This window comes from Streptomyces sp. NPDC002018 (assembly GCF_042890865.1).
In the GTDB taxonomy this organism is placed as follows: domain Bacteria; phylum Actinomycetota; class Actinomycetes; order Streptomycetales; family Streptomycetaceae; genus Streptomyces.
On record NZ_JBIASO010000005.1, the window covers coordinates 154,928 to 172,311 of the forward strand.

Below are 17,384 nucleotides of genomic sequence, written 5' to 3' on the forward strand. Positions count from 1 at the left end.
ATCGCGATGAGCGTACCTGGTGGTAGCGCCCGAGTCAGCGTGGGTCGCGGCCGAGTCAGTCGCGCTCGGGCTTGGCGCTGCGCGACATCAGCTCCTTCAGCGCGACGAGCGGGGGTTTCCCGTTGTGGACGATGTCCACGACCGTCTCCGTGAGCGGCATGTCGACGGCGTGGCGCCGGGCCAGATCGAGGACGGACTCGCAGGACTTGACGCCCTCGGCGGTCTGCTTGGTGACCGCGATGGTCTCCTGGAGGGTCATTCCGCGGCCGAGGTTGGTGCCGAAGGTGTGGTTGCGGGAGAGCGGCGAGGAACAGGTGGCGATCAGATCGCCCATGCCGGCGAGCCCGGAGAAGGTGTGCGGGTCGGCGCCCATGGCGAGGCCGAGCCGGGTGGTCTCGGCGAGCCCGCGGGTCATCAGCGAGGCCTTGGTGTTGTCTCCGAGGCCCATGCCGTCGGCGATCCCGACGGCGAGACCGATCACGTTCTTGACCGCTCCGCCGAGTTCGCAGCCGACGACATCGGTGTTGGTGTACGGGCGGAAGTACGGGGTGTGGCAGGCGGACTGGAGCCGCTGCGCGACGCTCTCGTCCCGGCAGGCGACCACGGCCGCGGCCGGCATGCGGCCGGCGATCTCCTTGGCGAGGTTCGGCCCGGTGACCACGGCGACCCGCTCGGCCGGCGCCTTGGCGACCTCCTCGATCACCTCGCTCATCCGTTTCGCGGTGCCGAGTTCGACGCCCTTCATCAGGGAGACGAGCACGGTGTCGGAGGGAAGGACGGGCGCCCACGCGGCGAGATTGTCACGCAGTGTCTGCGAGGGCACGGTGAGTACGGTGAACTCGGCGCCGTCGGCGGCCTCGGCGGGGTCGGTCGTCGCCCGTACCCCCGCCGGGAGTTCGAAGCCCGGCAGATAGTCGGGGTTGGTCCGGGTGGTGTTGATGGCGTCGACGACTTCCCGGCGGCGGCCCCAGAGCGTCACCTCGCATCCCGCGTCGGCGAGGATCATGGCGAACGCCGTGCCCCATGAACCCGCTGCGAAGACCGCGACCCGCGTCACTTGGACCCCTCTTCCGCGGCCTTGCGCCGCTGTTCCGCCCTGGCCCTGCGATAGTCGTACAGGGCCGCGGGCACCGGCTCTCCGCGTACCTCGGAGAGCAGTTCCGTGATGGCGGCCATGATGACCTCGGTCGCCTCGCGGAGCAGTTCAGGGGTGGGCTCCTGGCCCTCGAAGCGGGACAGATCGACCGGCGGTCCCGCCAGTACCTTCAGCGTCTTGCGCGGAAAGAGCCGCAGGCGGTTCTCCTTCGCGTACGGCGGCATCGCCAGATTGGCGCCCCACTGCGCGACGGGAATGACCGGGGCCTTGGTGAGCAGCGCGACCCGGGCGGCGCCGGTCTTGCCGTTCATCGGCCACATGTCGGGGTCGCGGGTGAGGGTGCCCTCGGGGTAGAAGGCGACGCACTCACCGCGTTCGATCGCGTCGACGGCGGCCCGGAACGCGTTCATCGCGTCGGTCGTCTCACGGTAGACGGGGATCTGTCCGGTGCCGCGGAGCATCATGCCGACGAACGAGCCCTGGAAGAGGCCCGCCTTCGCCAGGAATCGTGGGACGCGTCCGGTGTTGTACTGGAAGTGGGCGTAGGAGAGGGGGTCCAGATAGGAGTTGTGATTGACCGCGGTGATGAATCCGCCGTCAGCCGGAATGTGCTCCAGGCCCTGCCAGTCCCGCTTGAACAGAACGACCAGCGGCGGTTTTGCGATGACGGCCGCCAAGCGGTACCAGAAGCCGATTCTGCGGCGGGACACGCGGACACCTTTCTCTTCGCGCCTGGCTGATTGCCCGGCTGCCGGGGGTCAAGTGTCGCCCCGGGCCCCTGCTCTGTCGAGAACACCGTACGCCCCGCTTCCTGGACCGGCCCTGTGGGCCGTCACGGCGCCGGGCCACAATAGAGGGCCGATACACATGGACGGAGAGTTCGCCACGGACACCGACCCGACCGGGCGCTGGTCCCTGGTCGTTCCGCTCAAACCCCTGCGGCTGGCCAAGAGCAGGCTCGCCGGGACCGCGGGCGACGCGCTGCGGCCGCGGCTTGCCCTCGCCTTCGCGCAGGACACCGTGGCAGCGGCGCTGGCCTGCGCCGCCGTGCGGGATGTGGCGGTCGTCACGGACGACCCGACGGCGGCGGCCGAGCTGTCGGCGCTGGGCGCGCGCATTGTGCCGGATTCGCCGGGGGGCGGTCTCAACGCGGCGCTGGCACACGGGGCGCGGGTGGTCAGGACACGCAGACCGCGGGCCGCGGTGGCCGCGCTCAACGCCGATCTGCCGGCCCTGCGGCCCTCGGAGCTGGGCCGGGTGCTGGCGGCGGCGGAACATTTTCCGCGTGCTTTTCTCGCGGATGCCGCCGAAATCGGGACGACATTGCTGGCGGCCGCGCCGGGCACGGAATTGAATCCCGCTTTCGGCGGTCCGTCCCGGCTTCGCCATTTGTCCTCGGGCGCGGTGGAAATAGTCCTGACCGGGGTGGATTCCGTACGGCGGGATGTGGATACGGGGGACGACCTGCTGGTGGCCGCGGGGCTGGGTCTCGGCCCGCACACGGCCCTGCGGTACGCGGCGCACGGACCGCTTCCCGTGCGGCGGCCGGGGCCCTGAGCGGCGCGGGTGACCGATACGCTGCCGCCATGCAGGCCACTTCGTACACCTACGACTCCGAAACCCGCAGCGGGAGCGTGCTCCTGGACGACGGCACCCCGGTGGAGTTCGACGCCGCGGCGTTCGACGCGGGCGGGCTGCGGATGCTCCGCCCCGGACAGCGCGTACGGATCGAGACGGAGGGCGAGGGCGCGGCCCGACGCGTCACCCTGGTGACGCTGTATACGTTCTGAGCGGTCCGGGTCCGGCGGGCCGCGGGACACCGGCGGGGCCCTGAACCGCCCGCGCGTTCCCGGCCCCCCGGGATCGGCACCCTGACAACGCCGCGGGCCGGGCTCCCCGAGGGGAGCCCGGCCCGGCGCGTGTGGCCCTGTGCCGCTTACTGCCCCCTGGCGACGGTCTTCTTCGCGGTGGTGGTCCGCGAGGTGGTCTTCCTGGCGGGGGCCTTCTTGGCCGTCGCCTTCTTGGCCGGAGCGGTCTTCTTCGCGGTGGCCTTCTTGGCCGTGGCGGTGGCCTTCTTGGCGGTCTTCTTCGCCGGTGTGGCCTTCTTCGCGGTCGTCTTCTTGGCCGTGGTCTTCTTGGCGGCCGTGGTCTTCTTCGCCGGTGTGGCCTTCTTGGCGGCGGTCTTGCGCGCCGCGGCGGTCTTGGCGGTGGCCTTCTTGGCCGCGGCCTTCACCGTGGTGCGGGCGGAAACGCCGCCCGAGAGGCTGCCCTTGGGGGCCTTCTTGACGGCCACGTCGTTCTTGGGGAGCTTCTTCGAGCCGCTGACCAGGTCCTTGAAGCCCTGACCGGCGCGGAAGCGCGGCACCGAGGTCTTCTTGACCCGTACGCGCTCCCCCGTCTGCGGGTTACGGGCGTAGCGCGCCGGCCGGTCGACCTTCTCGAACGAGCCGAACCCGGTGACCGAGACCCGGTCGCCCGCGACGACCGCGCGGACGAGGGCGTCCAGTACCGCGTCGACCGCGTCGGCGGCCTGCTGGCGACCGCCGACCTTGTCCGCAATCGCTTCTACGAGCTGCGCCTTGTTCACGTCTTCCCCTTCGGAGACATTGCCAGAACGAAAGTGTTCAAGCTTTTTCGCACGTTAGGCAGATATATACCGCAAATCAAACACGAAACGGGCTAATCACCCTAGTGCCGCAACGAAGTCGACCTGGCGGAGTTCCGCGGAGGTCAGTCACCTTCGGGGAAACGACCCTCGTCGAGGTCCTTCATCAAGCGGTCCAGACGCCTTGCCGCGTCCGGGAGATCGTGTTTCGCCGCGGCCGTGATGACCAGCAGCTTCCGGGAGAGCGCCATCCGTACGCCCTCCGGGACTTGCAGCCCGCGCACCCTTGTGTGCGCTTCCTTCAGTCGGTCGGCGACTAACCCGTAGAGCTTGAGTTGGCTGTCGCGTTCCATGCACCGATTGTGCCATCTGGGGCGAGTTGTCGCCCGAGGGGGGCTCAACATACAGCTGCGCCCCCTGCCGGGAGGCAGGGGGCGCAGTAGGGGAAAAGTGCTGCTCAGGCGGTAATTGTGCGGGGCTTGTAGGACGGCCTGGCGGCCTCGTAGGCGGCGATGGCCTCTTCGTTCTGAAGGGTGAGGCTGATGTCGTCGAGCCCGTTCAGCAGCCGCCAGCGGGCGTTCTCGTCCAGCTCGAAATCGGCCGTCAGTCCGGCTCCGTCGGGGCCGGCCGCCCTGACCTGCCGGGCCTCCAGATCCACGGTGATCTCGGCCTGGGGGTCGCTCTCCACGATCTTCCAGAGGGCGTCGACGACCGGCTGCTCCAGAACCACGGTCAGCAGACCGTTCTTGAGCGAGTTGCCGCGGAAGATATCGGCGAACCGGGAGGAGATGACGGCCTGGAAACCGTAGTTCTGGAGCGCCCAGACGGCGTGTTCCCGCGAGGACCCGGTACCGAAGTCGGGGCCCGCGACCAGGACCGTGGCCCCCTCGTACACGGGCTGGTTGAGCACGAACGCCGGATCCTTGCGCCAGGCCTCGAACAGCCCGTCCTCGAACCCGTCGCGGGTGACCTTCTTGAGCCAGTGCGCCGGAATGATCTGGTCGGTGTCGACGTTGCTGCGGCGCAGCGGTACGGCGCGGCCGGTGTGGATGGTGAAGGCTTCCATGGTTATCGCGCTCCAGCGGGCGTACGGGCGCCGGCATCGGTGTCGGAGAGATCGGCGGGCGAGGCGAGGTGGCCCAGCACGGCGGTGGCGGCGGCGACCTGGGGAGAGACGAGATGGGTACGCCCGCCCTTGCCCTGCCTGCCCTCGAAGTTGCGGTTGGAGGTGGACGCCGAGCGCTCGCCGGGAGCGAGTTGGTCGGGGTTCATGCCCAGACACATCGAGCAGCCCGCGTGCCGCCACTCCGCGCCCGCGGTGGTGAAGACCTTGTCGAGGCCCTCCTCGACGGCCTGGAGCGCGACCCGTACCGAACCGGGGACCACCAGCATCCGTACACCGTCGGCGACTTTGCGGCCGTCCAGGATCGAGGCCGCCGACCGCAGGTCCTCGATGCGTCCGTTGGTGCACGAGCCTACGAAGACGGTGTCGACATTGATGTCGCGCAGCGCCTGCCCCGCGGTCAACCCCATGTACTCCAGGGCCTTTTCTGCGGCGTGGCGCTCCGAGGCGTCCTCGTACGAAGCAGGGTCGGGGACCCGCGAGGAGAGCGGCGCGCCCTGGCCCGGGTTGGTGCCCCAGGTGACGAACGGGGCCAGCTCCGCGGCCTCGATGAAGACCTCGGCGTCGAAGACCGCGTCGTCGTCGGTGCGCAGTGTCTTCCAGTACGCGACCGCCGCGTCCCAGTCCTCGCCCCGGGGCGCGTGGTCGCGGCCCTTCAGATAGGCGAAGGTGGTCTCGTCGGGGGCGATCATGCCCGCCCTGGCGCCGGCCTCGATGGACATGTTGCAGATGGTCATCCGGGCCTCCATCGAGAGCTTCTCGATGGCGGAGCCGCGGTATTCGAGGATGTAGCCCTGGCCGCCGCCGGTGCCGATCCTGGCGATGATCGCGAGGATCAGGTCCTTGGCGGTGACACCGTCGGGGAGTTCGCCCTCGACCGTGATGGCCATGGTCCTGGGGCGGGCCAGCGGCAGGGTCTGGGTGGCCAGGACGTGCTCGACCTGGCTGGTGCCGATGCCGAAGGCCAGCGCGCCGAAGGCGCCGTGCGTGGAGGTGTGGCTGTCACCGCAGACGACGGTGGTGCCGGGCTGGGTCAGTCCGAGCTGCGGGCCGACGACATGGACGACGCCCTGCTCGACATCGCCCAGCGGGTGCAGCCGCACGCCGAAGTCCGCGCAGTTCTTGCGGAGCGTCTCCAGCTGGATCCGGGAGACCGGGTCGGCGATGGGCTTGTCGATGTCGAGGGTCGGGGTGTTGTGGTCCTCGGTCGCGATGGTGAGGTCGAGCCGCCGGACCGGCCGGCCGCTCTTCCGGAGACCGTCGAAGGCCTGGGGGCTGGTCACCTCGTGCAGCAGGTGCAGATCGATGAAGAGGAGGTCGGGCTCGCCCTCTGCGCGCCGGACGACATGATCGTCCCAGACCTTCTCCGCGAGTGTCCTACCCATCGCTTTCCCTCCGGCCGGCCCGTCGTGTCCGGCGCTCCTAGAGATATATGGGCCCGCGTCCGTCCCCCCGTATCCGAACGCCGGCTGAAGGCCCGTGGTCCGCGGGCCGTACACACAGGTTGGCAAGTTCCCCGGGAAATTGAACTTGCGTTTCACAGAGTGAGACGCAAGTATCGTTTCATGGACAACTCTAGCGGCGTCGGCGTTCTCGACAAGGCTGCTCTGGTACTGAGCGCTCTGGAGTCCGGTCCGGCCACCCTCGCCGGGCTGGTCGCGGCGACCGGGCTCGCACGTCCCACGGCCCACCGGCTGGCCGTGGCACTGGAACACCACCGGATGGTGGCGAGGGACATGCAGGGCAGGTTCATTCTGGGGCCGCGGCTGGCGGAGCTGGCCGCCGCGGCCGGCGAGGACCGGCTGCTGGCCACGGCGGGGCCCGTGCTCACCCATCTACGGGATGTGACCGGCGAGAGCGCGCAGCTCTACCGCAGACAGGGCGACATGCGGATATGCGTGGCCGCCGCCGAGCGTCTCTCGGGGCTGCGGGACACGGTCCCGGTCGGTTCCACCCTGACGATGAAGGCGGGCTCCTCGGCCCAGATCCTGATGGCCTGGGAAGAACCGGAGCGGTTGCACCGCGGTCTCCAGGGGGCCCGCTTCACGGCGACGGCGCTCTCGGGAGTACGGCGCAGGGGCTGGGCACAGTCGATCGGTGAGCGCGAGCCGGGCGTGGCCTCGGTCTCGGCGCCCGTGCGCGGTCCGTCGAACCGTGTGGTCGCGGCGGTCTCGGTATCCGGACCGATCGAGCGGCTCACCCGGCATCCGGGCCGTATGCACGCCCAGGCCGTCATAGACGCCGCGGGACGGCTGAGCGAGGCGCTGCGCCGCACGGGCTGAGGCCCCTCCCGGTACCCGGTCGGCCGCTCCGACGCCGCAGCGGCCCGCCGGCACCGGGACCGCTCGGAGACGGAGCACCGCAACAGGCGCTTCGGCGGGGGCTGTTGAGCGGGAAAAGCGAAAAGGCCCCTCGTTATACGAAGGGCCTTCCCTGATCTGTACCCCCGACCGGATTCGAACCGGCGCTACTGCCGTGAGAGGGCAGCGTGCTAGGCCGCTACACAACGGGGGCATTGCAGACACAATCTGCGCTGGGCTACCAGGACTCGAACCTAGAACAACGGAACCAGAAACCGTCGTGTTGCCAATTACACCATAGCCCATGGTGGTTCAGTCCTTGTGGGACCCGTACCCCCGACCGGATTCGAACCGGCGCTACCGCCTTGAGAGGGCGGCGTGCTAGGCCGCTACACAACGGGGGCCCTAGCGATCCTGCATCGATGTGTCCGGGTGCGACCCGAAGACATCGGAGAGAAGGATCTGTACCCCCGACCGGATTCGAACCGGCGCTACTGCCGTGAGAGGGCAGCGTGCTAGGCCGCTACACAACGGGGGCGTTGCAGAGAACATCTGCGCTGGGCTACCAGGACTCGAACCTAGACTAACGGAACCAGAAACCGTCGTGCTGCCAATTACACCATAGCCCACCAAAACTCAACCCCCGTACGGGGGCTTATTTGGCTTGCGCTCTCCGGCCGGACCTCTCGGCCCTCCCGGGCGGCGCAGGAAGAACATTACCCGATCGCGGACATGGCTCCAAAACGGGTATCCCCCCGCAGCAGGCCGGGAAGCTGGCCGAGATCGGTGATCCTTACCAGCTCAGGACGGCCTCCGAGGCCGCCGCGGTCCAGCCAGACTCCGGCGAGTCCCGCGGCGACGGCGCCGCCCGCGTCGATGTCCGGCTCGTTGCCCACATACGCCACCTCGCCCGGATCCAGCGCGAGGGCGTCGCAGGCGGCGTGGAAGGCGGCGGCGTCGGGTTTGGAAACGCCCAGCTCAGCGGCGCACAGGACGGTCTCGAAGTGATCGCGCACCCCGAGGATGCGCAGTTTCCTGTCCTGGTTGCGGATGCTGGAGTTCGACAGCACGGCCTGCCGGTAGTCGGGCGCGAGCCGGTCGAGCACGGCGACACTGTCGGGAAAGAGCGTCCAGGCGGCTTCGAAGTGAACGATGTACCGCTCGAACCAGCCGTCAGCCTCGGTGTCGCTCAGCTCCGCCCCGGCAAAGGCACGGACCCGGTCGCGCCGCTGCCCCTGGAAGTCCGTCTCCCCCGCGGCGAACCGCTCCCAGTGCAGATCGGTGATCGCCCGCCAGCGCCTGAGTGCCTGGTCGACGGAGGCATAGCCCTCGGTCAGTCCCTCGGCGGCGAGATGCCCCCGCATGCCGGCGCGGTCCGCGGTGCTGTAGTCGAAGAGGGTGTCGTCGATGTCCCAGAGCACGGCGCGAATCGGCATACCGCCGACGGTACCCCGCGCCGGCCCCCCGCCGGGGCCCGATGGGCGGACGACCGGCCCGCGGCACCGGCCCGTGGCATCGCGCGCAGCACCACGCCCCCGCCCCCGTCCCCGGGAAGAGGGGCGGGGGCGAGGGCGGGGAGCGGCGTTCGTGTCCGGACCGGGTGGGCGGTCCGGCCGGCGGGCCCTACGACCTCAGCGCGGCCAGCGCGGCGTCGATACGGGACAGGGTGCGGTCCCGGCCCAGGAGTTCCAGGGACTCGAAGAGCGGCAGCCCCACCGTGCGGCCCGTGACGGCGACGCGGACCGGGGCCTGGGCCTTGCCCAGCTTGAGGCCGTGCTCCTCACCGGCCGCGAGCACCGCGTTCTTGAGGGACTCCGTGGTCCACTCCGCCTCGGCGATCTTCGTACGGGCGGTCTCCAGCAGCGCGTCCGTGCCCGGCTTCATCGCCTTCGCCCAGGACGCCTCGTCCCGTACCGGCTCGTCCAGGAAGAGGAAGTCGACATTGGCGGTGATGTCCGAGAGGACCGTGAGCCGGGTCTGGGCCAGCGGGGCCAGCGCCTCGAAGGCCGCCGCGTCGAAGGACTCCGGCTGCCACGGTGCGTAGGGCGCCTTCAGCCAGGGACCGCACGCCTCGATGAACGTCTTCACATCCAGCAGCCGGATGTGGTCGGCGTTGATCGCCTCGGCCTTCTTCAGGTCGAAGCGGGCCGGATTGGCGTTGACGTCCGCGATGTCGAACGCCGCGACCAGCTCGTCCCTGGTGAAGATGTCACGGTCCGCGGCGAGCGACCAGCCCAGCAGGGAGAGGTAGTTGAGCAGTCCCTCGGGCAGGAAGCCGCGCTCCCGGTACAGGTTCAGCGACGACTGCGGGTCACGCTTGGAGAGCTTCTTGTTGCCCTCGCCCATGACATACGGGAGATGCCCGAACGCCGGGATGTCCTTCGCGATGCCCAGTTCGATCAGCGCCTTGTACAGCGCGATCTGGCGCGGGGTGGAGGAGAGCAGGTCCTCGCCGCGCAGCACATGCGTGATCTCCATCAGCGCGTCGTCGACCGGGTTGACGAGCGTGTAGAGCGGCGCCCCGTTGGCGCGGACGATGGCGTAGTCCGGGACGTTCTCCGGGGTGAAGGTCAGCTCGCCGCGGACCAGGTCCGTGAAGGTGATCGGCTCGTCGGGCATCCGGAAGCGGACGATGGAGGTGCGTCCCTCCGCCTCGTACTCCGCCTTCCGCTCCGCGGTCAGATCGCGGCAGTGGCCGTCGTACCCCGAAGGACGGCCGGCCGCGCGGGCCGCCTCGCGGCGGGCGTCCAGCTCCTCGGTGGTGCAGTAGCAGTGGTACGCGTGGCCGGCGGCGAGCAGCCTCTGCGCGGTGTCGCGGTAGAGGTCCATCCGCTGCGACTGGCGGTACGGCGCGTGCGGTCCGCCCACCTCGGGGCCCTCGTCCCAGTCGAGCCCGAGCCAGCGCATCGAGTCGAGGAGCTGTGCGTACGACTCCTCGGAGTCGCGGGCCGCGTCGGTGTCCTCGATACGGAAGACCAGGGTGCCGCCGTGGTGCCGGGCGAACGCCCAGTTGAACAGGGCGGTGCGGACCAGGCCCACATGGGGGTTGCCGGTCGGCGAGGGACAGAAACGTACACGGACGGGTCCGTTAGCCACGCTTGATCACCTTGTTGGTGAGAGTGCCGATGCCTTCGATGGTGACGGCGACCTCGTCGCCGACGCTGAGGGGGCCGACCCCGGCGGGGGTGCCCGTGAGGATCACATCGCCCGGGAGCAGGGTCATGGCCTCGGTGATGTGCACGATCATGTCCTCGACCGAGCGGATCATGTCGCTCGTACGGCCCAGTTGGCGCTGTTCGCCGTTGACCGTGCACTGGATGGTGAGGTCCGAGGGGTCGAGGTCGGTCTCCACCCAGGGGCCGAGCGGGCACGAGGTGTCGAAGCCCTTGGCGCGGGCCCACTGGTTCTCGGCGCGCTGGGCGTCGCGGGCCGTGATGTCGTTGGCGCAGGTGTAGCCGAGGATCACGTCCTTGACGCGCTCGCGCGGCACCTCCCGGCACATCCGGCCGATGACGACGGCCAGTTCGGCCTCGTAGTGCACCTCCTGGGAGAAGGAGGGGTACTCGATCGCGTCGCCGGTGCCGATCAGCGCGGTCGTGGGCTTGAGGAAGACGACGGGGACCTCGGGGACCGCGTTGCCCAGTTCCGCCGCGTGCTCCGCGTAGTTGCGGCCGACGCCCAGGATCTTGTTGCCGATCACGGGCGGCAGGAGGCGCACCTTGCTCAGCGGGACCTTGGTGCCGGAGAGTTCGAAGTCGGCGTACGGGATGCCCTTGATGATGTCGAGGACAAGACCCGCGGGGTCGCTGCCTTCGCCCTCGACCGCGCCGAAGGCGACATTGCCGTCGATGGAGAACCTGGCGATGCGCACGGAATGCTGCCGCCCCTCACTTGCTCGCTGTACTGGAGACTGACGCTCCAGGCTAGCGCGGGGCGTGCCGCGGCCGTCCCGCGCACGCCGCCGGGCGGCTCACGCGGGCCGCGCGGCCCGCTCGTCCGTGGTCGGGGCCGGTGGTCCGGGTCCCCCTCCCATGCCGGACGGCCGCCTCCCGTCGCCGGGGGCGGCCGTCCGACGTACTACAGTGCGGCGGAAGTGGATCACACGGACCGGCGCCGGGCGGGAACCCGGGAGACCCTAGGGTGCGACCGGTACGTCCATGAGAGTCGTACGGCGGGGATTGGCGGTCCGGTTCGGCAGGGAGACGGGGTGTTCCGGCTGCTCCGCGGGTGCCAGTTCCTCGGCGTCCTTCAGGTGCGTCAGCGTGGTGCGCCGGGGGTTGGCGGTGCTGCGGAACATCATCGTCGTCTTCATCTGTGGTGTCAGACCTCGTCGGGAGCGCGGGCGCCGGGGCGCCGCTTGTCGGATGTGCCGTCTCTGTAAAGCGTCAGGCTAAACATCCGATTCCCCGCCGGAACCGGGATCCATCGGCGATCTCCGTGTGAGTTTGCTCACGAGTTGCCGGGCATTTCCCTCATTCCGGTCAGTGATCAACGTCCAAGGAAACGGACAATGCGTAACTGAACGTTACATTCCGCTCCTGATCATCAGGACTGGGACACCCCCCACCCGTAAGCGGCTCGTCAATAAAAGTCCGTTTCCTCCGTGAACCATTTCTACGGCTTGTGATCCGGCGCTCACACCGTGTCATTCACGCCACTGGCCGCCCCACGGCCCTTGTTGGAGATCCTGCACTGTGCTGGAATTCCCCCCACCGCCGCGGGTTTACAAGCCGGCGCGCAGAGGCGCAACGCAGCGCCGAGTGGCGGCGGGGAAGGGGAGCTGCGCCGGTCACTCACGACCACCATGGGGAGCGTTCTGCGCCCCAAGACGCCGACACCGCCCCGCCGTTCGCGGAGGGGCGCCTGGTCCAGAGGTTGCGACGCTAGTGCAGGGACGTTTCAAGAGGGATAGCAGTGCCGCGGCGGAGCAGGAGCCCCGCGGCGGAACCGACCGCGGCTCCTCGCCCCAGCACACCCAGACCCCGGGCCAGGCACCCTCGGGCGAGAGTGGCGGCAGAGGCGGGTCCACCGGGACGGCGCAGGGCGGAGGCACGCCCTCGACGGCGCCCCAGCCCGCGCCCAACCCGGTTCCGGGTGACGCCGGTTCACGTTTGGCTCTGCGCAACTGGCGTATCAGCACCCGTCTGGTGGCGCTGCTCACCCTCCCCGTGGTCGCCGCGACCTCGCTGGGCGGGCTGCGTATCAACCAGTCGCTGAACGACATGCAGCAACTGGAGCACATGCAGCTGCTGACGAAGATGACCAAGGAGGCGACCAGCCTCGCCGCCGCGCTCCAGGCCGAACGTGACGTGTCGGCAGGTCCGCTCACCAACGGCACGCCGCCCGGCGACTACAAGGTCAAGGACCCGCGCACCAAGACCGACCGCGCGAAGAAGGCCTTCCTCGACGCCACGGTCGACATCGGCAACACGGACGGCGACGAGGCGCTGGAGAGCATCCGCTCCAACGTCAACCAGATCGCCACCCAGGTCAACAAGATCAACGACATCCGCAAGGGCGCCTACACGTCGGAGTCGGACTCGCTGACCGTCGACGCGTACAGCGGACTGATCGACTCGCTGCTGAGCCTCTCGCAGGACATGGCGCAGGCGACCAGCAACCCGGACATGATCAAGCGGACCCGTGCGCTGGCCGCCTTCTCGTCCGCCAAGGAGTACGCCTCCGTCCAGCGGGCGGTCATCGCCGCCGCGCTGCCGGCCGACCCGAAGACCAAGGGCAAGCTCACCGACAGCGACCGGCTCTACGGTCTGGCCGCGGCCACCAAGGAGCAGAACGCCCTCACCTCGTTCAGTTCGCTGTACGAGTCCATGGGCGGCGACGCCGAGGAGCTGATGGCTCCGCTGAACGGCAACGGCAACCCGGAGATCGGGCAGGCCGAGAAGTACGCCGAGCGCGTGCTGGGCACGCCGGACGGTATGGCGCAGCAGCCCAACCGCTCGTATCTGGACTGGACCGACCAGGCGTCCACCCGGATCAACGCGATGAAGACCATCGAGGCCACGCTGCTGGGCGAGATGGAGGGCAAGGCCCGCGAGCTGCGCGACCAGTCGCAGCGCGACGCGTTCATCAACGGTGTGGTCATCCTGCTGGTGCTGGGTGTCTCGCTGGTGGGTGCCTTCGTGGTGGCCCGGTCCATGATCCGCTCGCTGCGCCGGCTCCAGGACACGGCCACCAGGGTCGCCCAGGACCGGCTGCCCGAGCTGGTCAAGCAGCTCTCCGAGTCGGACCCGCAGGATGTCGACACCTCCGTCGAGTCGGTCGGTGTGCACTCCAGGGACGAGATCGGAAAGGTCGCCGCGGCCTTCGACGACGTGCACCGCGAGGCGGTCCGTCTCGCCGCCGAGCAGGCTCTGCTGCGGGGCAACGTCAACGCGATGTTCACCAACCTCTCGCGCCGCAGCCAGGGCCTGATCCAGCGTCAGCTCTCGCTGATCTCGGAGCTCGAGTCCCGTGAGGCCGACCCGGACCAGCTCTCCTCGCTCTTCAAGCTGGACCACCTCGCGACCCGTATGCGCCGTAACGGCGAGAACCTCCTCGTCCTCGCGGGCGAGGAGCCGGGCCGCCGCTGGACCAGGCCCGTCCCGCTGGTCGACGTGCTCCGTGCCGCCGCCTCCGAGGTGGAGCAGTACGAGCGCATCGAGCTGGCCTCGGTCCCCGCGACCGAGGTCGCGGGACGTGTCGTCAACGACCTCGTGCACCTGCTCGCCGAGCTGCTGGAGAACGCCACGTCGTTCTCCTCGCCGCAGACGAAGGTCCGGGTCACCGGTCACGCGCTGCCCGACGGCCGGGTGCTCGTGGAGATCCACGACACCGGTATCGGTCTGTCGCCCGAGGACCTCGCGGCGATCAACGAACGGCTCGCCTCGCCGCCCACCGTGGATGTCTCGGTGTCGCGCCGCATGGGTCTGTTCGTGGTCGGCCGGCTGTCCCTGCGTCACGGCATCAGGATCCAGCTCCGTCCCTCCGACTCCGGCGGTACGACCGCGCTGGTCATGCTGCCCGTCGATGTCGCGCACGGCGGCAAGAAGGCCCCCGCGGGCAGGCCGGGAGCGCCCGGCGCTCCCGGCGGCCAGAACGGCGCGGGCCAGGCGCCCGCCCCCGGCGGCCAGCTGGCCGGCGGTCCCGGCGCCGCCGGTGGCGGCCGGCCCGGTATCGGCGCGGGACCCGGCGGTGGCGCCGGTCTGCTCACGGGCGCGAGCCCGCGTGCCGCGCTGCCGTCCCGGGACGGCTCGGGCGGCCCCCAGGGCGGACCGCAGGACCCGCAGCGGCAGGGGCAGGGCTCCGGACAGCCCAGCATTTTCAGCCAGAACGCCTTCAACGGTCCGGGCCAGGGCGGTCAGGGTCAGGGCGGCCCCCAGGGCCAGGGCCGTACGGACCAGCCCGGCGCCCCGGCCGCAGGACTGCCCGGCCAGAACGGACAGCCCGGCCAGGGCGCCAGGTCCGGCCAGGGCCAGGGCGGTCAGAACGGCTTCAGCGGCCGCGCCCAGAACGCCTTCCAGGGCCAGGGCGGCGCCCCCGACCGCGGCCGGCAGCTCCCGCCGCCCGGCGGACCGCGCGCCGAGCTGCCCGGTGGCAACCCGCAGCCGCAGCGCCCCCAGACCACGAGCTGGGGCAGCGACCAGCAGCCCGGTCAGCGCCCTTCGCTGGACGCCCCGCGCGGTCACGAGGAGCACGACTCCGGCCAGTACGCCCGGCCGGCGGCCGAGCAGCAGGGTCCCGGCTCCACGGCCGAGTTCCAGCGTCCCGACTTCAACGGGCCCCGGCCCGACGCGAACACGGGCCGCGGCGGCCCGCAGGACGCGGCGGCCACGGCGCAGTTCCCCCGGCCGGACTTCAACGCCCCCGCGGGCTACAACTCCCCGCAGAACTACGGCGCCCCGTCCGACTTCCGGGCCCCGGCGGAGTACGGCACCCCGCAGCGCGACTACCAGCCCCAGCAGGACTTCAACGCCCCGCGGCCCCCGGCTCCGTCCCCGGCGCCCGGTTCGCAGGGCGGCTACCGTCCGCCGGGCCTGCCGCCGCAGCAGCAGCCCGAGGCGCTGCCGCCGGCCGGTCCCGGTGACGGGCGCACCCCGCTGTACGACAACCTGGAGACCAACTGGTTCCACGGTCACGGGGCCCAGCAGGGCGGCGGCCAGCAGTACCCGGCGCCGCCGTCGCCGCAGCAGCCCCACGCACAGAACCCGCGGCGGGACCCGATGCCGCGGCGCGAGCCCGCCCAGGGCTCCGGCACCAACGGCGCCGGCTTCCCGGGCCTCGGCAGCAACGGCTCGGGATTCCCGGGCCTCGGTGCCAACGGTTCGGGCGGCAACGACGCCGGCGTCACCTCATCCTGGCGCACGTCGCCCAACGACGAGCTGGTACGCCAGGCCGAGCGGGTCAAGAAGCCCCAGGCCGGCGGTATCACCACCTCCGGCCTGCCCCGCCGGGTGCCGCGTGCCAACCTGGTGCCCGGTACCGCGCAGGAACAGAACACCCAGGCCGGTCCGCAGGTCTCGCGAGCGCCCGCTGACGTGCGCGGCCGGCTGACCAATCTCCGTCGGGGAATCCAGCAGGGTCGTCAGGCGGGCAACACCGGCCCGGCGACCGGCAGCTTCAACCTCGGCACCTCTCACCAGCAGGAGCGTTAGTTGAGTCCGATGAGTCAGGCTGCGCAGAATCTGAACTGGTTGATCACCAACTTCGTGGACAACACCCCTGGGGTGTCCCACACAGTGGTGGTCTCCGCGGACGGACTTCTGCTGGCCATGTCCGAGGGCTTCCCCCGCGACCGAGCCGATCAGCTCGCGGCCGTGGCGTCCGGTCTGACCTCGCTGACCGCGGGGGCGTCCCGGATCTTCGAAGGCGGCCCGGTCAACCAGACCGTCGTCGAGATGGAGCGTGGTTTCCTCTTCCTCATGTCCGTCTCGGACGGTTCCTCCCTGGCCGTGCTCGCCCACCCCGAGTGCGACATCGGCCTGGTCGGGTACGAGATGGCCCTCCTGGTCGATCGCGCCGGTACGGTCCTCACGCCGGACCTGCGCGCCGAGCTTCAGGGAAGCCTGCTGCACTGAGGCTTTCCAGGCAACGCCCCAGCTCCATCACCGTCAGGCCGCCCAACCGGCCCCCCACCGGCCAAGTCAGACGGCACGCAGACATCTTGCTGTCACGCCCGGAGGATTCATGACCCCGCCACCCGCCTCTCACGATCCGTACGGCGCCTCGATCGACGCGTCGTACGGTTCCGAGGGCGACCAGCCGTTGGTCCGTCCGTACGCCATGACCGGCGGCCGGACCAGGCCGCGGTACCAGCTCGCCATCGAGGCGCTGGTCAGTACGACGGCAGACCCGGCGCATCTCGCCACCCTGCTCCCGGAGCACCAGCGGATCTGCCACCTGTGCCGTGAGGTCAAGTCCGTCGCGGAGGTGTCGGCCCTGCTGACGATGCCGCTGGGCGTCGCGCGCATTCTTGTGGCGGACCTGGCGGAGGCGGGCATGGTGGCCATCCACCAGCCGGGCAACGGAGAGGCCGGCGGCACGCCGGATGTGACACTGCTCGAAAGGGTGCTCAGTGGACTTCGCAAGCTCTAGCGGCGGAGCGGCACGATCGACCACCTCCGCGAAGATCGTGGTGGCGGGCGGCTTCGGCGTGGGCAAGACCACGTTCGTCGGCGCCGTCTCGGAGATCAACCCGCTGCGTACCGAAGCCGTCATGACCAGCGCCTCCGCAGGCATCGACGACCTCACCCACACCGGAGACAAGACCACCACCACCGTGGCCATGGACTTCGGACGCATCACCCTCGACCAAGACCTCATCCTCTACCTCTTCGGCACCCCCGGACAGGACCGCTTCTGGTTCATGTGGGACGACCTCGTCCGCGGCGCCATCGGCGCCGTCGTCCTCGTCGACACCCGCCGCCTCGCCGACTGCTTCCCCGCCGTCGACTACTTCGAAAACTCAGGACTCCCCTTCGTCATCGCCCTCAACGGCTTCGACGGACACCAGCCCTACACCCCCGACGAAGTACGCGAAGCACTCCAGATCGGCCCCGACACCCCCATCATCACCACCGACGCACGCCACCGCGCCGACGCCAAAAGCGGCCTCATCACCCTCGTCGAACACGCCCTCATGGCACGACTCAAGTAGACGACCACATACGGCAGTTGCCGTAGAGATCACTGGAGGTGGGCTATGTCCTTCGACACAGCCCGCCTCCATGTTCATAACATTTCGACAGAGAATTCACCGGCTCC

General features: G+C 70.0%; 17 protein-coding genes and 5 tRNA genes. 7 read left to right on the top strand and 15 right to left on the bottom strand.

What is annotated here, in order from left to right; all coding sequences use genetic code 11:
- Positions 1-55: 55 nt before the first annotated feature.
- Entirely contained in the window at positions 56-1,057 is a 1,002-nt protein-coding gene (locus tag ACFYYH_RS10225) for an NAD(P)H-dependent glycerol-3-phosphate dehydrogenase (protein ID WP_388548421.1), read from the bottom strand.
- Entirely contained in the window at positions 1,054-1,806 is a 753-nt protein-coding gene (locus ACFYYH_RS10230; protein WP_388548422.1) for a lysophospholipid acyltransferase family protein, read from the bottom strand. The genes ACFYYH_RS10225 and ACFYYH_RS10230 overlap by 4 nt, the downstream gene beginning before the upstream one ends.
- Before the next feature lie 157 nt (positions 1,807-1,963).
- Between ACFYYH_RS10230 and cofC the strand changes: the two genes are divergently transcribed.
- The gene (gene cofC, locus ACFYYH_RS10235) at positions 1,964-2,653 is read left to right on the top strand and encodes a 2-phospho-L-lactate guanylyltransferase (RefSeq protein WP_388548424.1); all 690 of its coding nucleotides are present in this window, start codon (positions 1,964-1,966) and stop codon (positions 2,651-2,653) included.
- A gap of 29 nt (positions 2,654-2,682) precedes the next feature.
- Positions 2,683-2,886: a hypothetical protein gene (locus ACFYYH_RS10240; protein WP_388548426.1), complete on the top strand. Its 204-nt coding sequence runs from the start codon at positions 2,683-2,685 to the stop codon at positions 2,884-2,886.
- Positions 2,887-3,032: 146 nt separating this feature from the next.
- Here the strand turns inward: ACFYYH_RS10240 and ACFYYH_RS10245 are convergent, their stop codons facing one another.
- The 4 genes from ACFYYH_RS10245 to leuC form a co-directional block, all read right to left on the bottom strand.
- On the bottom strand, positions 3,033-3,683 hold the full coding sequence (locus tag ACFYYH_RS10245; protein ID WP_388548428.1) for an HU family DNA-binding protein: 651 nt from the start codon (positions 3,681-3,683) through the stop codon (positions 3,033-3,035).
- Positions 3,684-3,826: 143 nt separating this feature from the next.
- Positions 3,827-4,054, bottom strand: a complete 228-nt coding sequence (locus ACFYYH_RS10250; RefSeq protein WP_388548429.1) for a hypothetical protein — start codon at positions 4,052-4,054, stop codon at positions 3,827-3,829.
- A gap of 104 nt (positions 4,055-4,158) precedes the next feature.
- The gene (gene leuD, locus ACFYYH_RS10255) at positions 4,159-4,767 is read right to left on the bottom strand and encodes a 3-isopropylmalate dehydratase small subunit (protein WP_388548432.1); all 609 of its coding nucleotides are present in this window, start codon (positions 4,765-4,767) and stop codon (positions 4,159-4,161) included.
- A gap of 2 nt (positions 4,768-4,769) precedes the next feature.
- Positions 4,770-6,209 (bottom strand): 3-isopropylmalate dehydratase large subunit, encoded by a 1,440-nt coding sequence (gene leuC, locus ACFYYH_RS10260; protein ID WP_388548433.1) that lies wholly within the window; start codon positions 6,207-6,209, stop codon positions 4,770-4,772.
- 180 nt (positions 6,210-6,389) lie between these two features.
- On the opposite strand from leuC, the gene ndgR reads away from it, so the two are divergent.
- On the top strand, positions 6,390-7,106 hold the full coding sequence (ndgR, locus tag ACFYYH_RS10265) for an IclR family transcriptional regulator NdgR (protein ID WP_010984119.1): 717 nt from the start codon (positions 6,390-6,392) through the stop codon (positions 7,104-7,106).
- Between the two features lie 159 nt (positions 7,107-7,265).
- Here ndgR and ACFYYH_RS10270 read toward each other — a convergent pair.
- The 9 genes from ACFYYH_RS10270 to ACFYYH_RS10310 all read right to left on the bottom strand — a co-directional run bounded on the left by ACFYYH_RS10270 (position 7,266) and on the right by ACFYYH_RS10310 (position 11,436).
- Positions 7,266-7,338 (bottom strand) — tRNA-Glu (locus ACFYYH_RS10270).
- A 19-nt stretch (positions 7,339-7,357) separates the two neighbouring features.
- Positions 7,358-7,429, bottom strand: a tRNA-Gln gene (locus tag ACFYYH_RS10275).
- A 26-nt stretch (positions 7,430-7,455) separates the two neighbouring features.
- Positions 7,456-7,528, bottom strand: a tRNA-Glu gene (locus ACFYYH_RS10280).
- A gap of 61 nt (positions 7,529-7,589) precedes the next feature.
- Positions 7,590-7,662: transfer RNA gene (locus tag ACFYYH_RS10285), tRNA-Glu, on the bottom strand.
- Between the two features lie 19 nt (positions 7,663-7,681).
- Positions 7,682-7,753: transfer RNA gene (locus tag ACFYYH_RS10290), tRNA-Gln, on the bottom strand.
- 87 nt (positions 7,754-7,840) lie between these two features.
- Complete coding sequence (locus ACFYYH_RS10295; RefSeq protein WP_388548436.1) at positions 7,841-8,560, bottom strand: HAD family hydrolase; 720 nt, start codon at positions 8,558-8,560, stop codon at positions 7,841-7,843.
- A 187-nt stretch (positions 8,561-8,747) separates the two neighbouring features.
- Positions 8,748-10,220, bottom strand: coding sequence for a glutamate--tRNA ligase (gene gltX, locus ACFYYH_RS10300; RefSeq protein ID WP_388548438.1), 1,473 nt, complete (start codon positions 10,218-10,220; stop codon positions 8,748-8,750).
- On the bottom strand, positions 10,213-10,995 hold the full coding sequence (locus ACFYYH_RS10305; RefSeq protein ID WP_388548441.1) for a fumarylacetoacetate hydrolase family protein: 783 nt from the start codon (positions 10,993-10,995) through the stop codon (positions 10,213-10,215). The genes gltX and ACFYYH_RS10305 overlap by 8 nt, the downstream gene beginning before the upstream one ends.
- Before the next feature lie 264 nt (positions 10,996-11,259).
- Complete coding sequence (locus ACFYYH_RS10310) at positions 11,260-11,436, bottom strand: hypothetical protein (RefSeq protein WP_388548443.1); 177 nt, start codon at positions 11,434-11,436, stop codon at positions 11,260-11,262.
- A gap of 574 nt (positions 11,437-12,010) precedes the next feature.
- Between ACFYYH_RS10310 and ACFYYH_RS10315 the strand changes: the two genes are divergently transcribed.
- From ACFYYH_RS10315 to ACFYYH_RS10330, 4 genes are all read left to right on the top strand, one after another.
- A complete protein-coding gene (locus ACFYYH_RS10315; RefSeq protein WP_388548445.1) occupies positions 12,011-15,775 on the top strand; it encodes a nitrate- and nitrite sensing domain-containing protein in 3,765 nt (1,254 codons plus the stop codon).
- Positions 15,776-15,784: 9 nt separating this feature from the next.
- Positions 15,785-16,198, top strand: a complete 414-nt coding sequence (locus ACFYYH_RS10320; RefSeq protein ID WP_030351794.1) for a roadblock/LC7 domain-containing protein — start codon at positions 15,785-15,787, stop codon at positions 16,196-16,198.
- A gap of 109 nt (positions 16,199-16,307) precedes the next feature.
- Entirely contained in the window at positions 16,308-16,715 is a 408-nt protein-coding gene (locus ACFYYH_RS10325) for a DUF742 domain-containing protein (RefSeq protein WP_388548448.1), read from the top strand.
- Positions 16,696-17,277, top strand: a complete 582-nt coding sequence (locus ACFYYH_RS10330) for an ATP/GTP-binding protein (protein ID WP_189282429.1) — start codon at positions 16,696-16,698, stop codon at positions 17,275-17,277. Before ACFYYH_RS10325 ends, ACFYYH_RS10330 begins: the two co-directional genes overlap by 20 nt.
- Positions 17,278-17,384: the final 107 nt, after the last annotated feature.

Excerpts from the sequence above, each read along its gene's own strand:
- cofC (WP_388548424.1), top strand. The coding sequence starts at position 1,964 with ATGGACGGAGAGTTCGCCACGGACACCGACCCGACCGGGCGCTGGTCC.
- ACFYYH_RS10240 (WP_388548426.1), top strand. The coding sequence starts at position 2,683 with ATGCAGGCCACTTCGTACACCTACGACTCCGAAACCCGCAGCGGGAGC.
- ACFYYH_RS10250 (WP_388548429.1), bottom strand. The coding sequence starts at position 4,054 with ATGGAACGCGACAGCCAACTCAAGCTCTACGGGTTAGTCGCCGACCGA.
- leuD (WP_388548432.1), bottom strand. The coding sequence starts at position 4,767 with ATGGAAGCCTTCACCATCCACACCGGCCGCGCCGTACCGCTGCGCCGC.
- leuC (WP_388548433.1), bottom strand. The coding sequence starts at position 6,209 with ATGGGTAGGACACTCGCGGAGAAGGTCTGGGACGATCATGTCGTCCGG.
- ndgR (WP_010984119.1), top strand. The coding sequence starts at position 6,390 with ATGGACAACTCTAGCGGCGTCGGCGTTCTCGACAAGGCTGCTCTGGTA.
- ACFYYH_RS10295 (WP_388548436.1), bottom strand. The coding sequence starts at position 8,560 with ATGCCGATTCGCGCCGTGCTCTGGGACATCGACGACACCCTCTTCGAC.
- ACFYYH_RS10310 (WP_388548443.1), bottom strand. The coding sequence starts at position 11,436 with ATGAAGACGACGATGATGTTCCGCAGCACCGCCAACCCCCGGCGCACC.
- ACFYYH_RS10320 (WP_030351794.1), top strand. The coding sequence starts at position 15,785 with ATGAGTCAGGCTGCGCAGAATCTGAACTGGTTGATCACCAACTTCGTG.
- ACFYYH_RS10325 (WP_388548448.1), top strand. The coding sequence starts at position 16,308 with ATGACCCCGCCACCCGCCTCTCACGATCCGTACGGCGCCTCGATCGAC.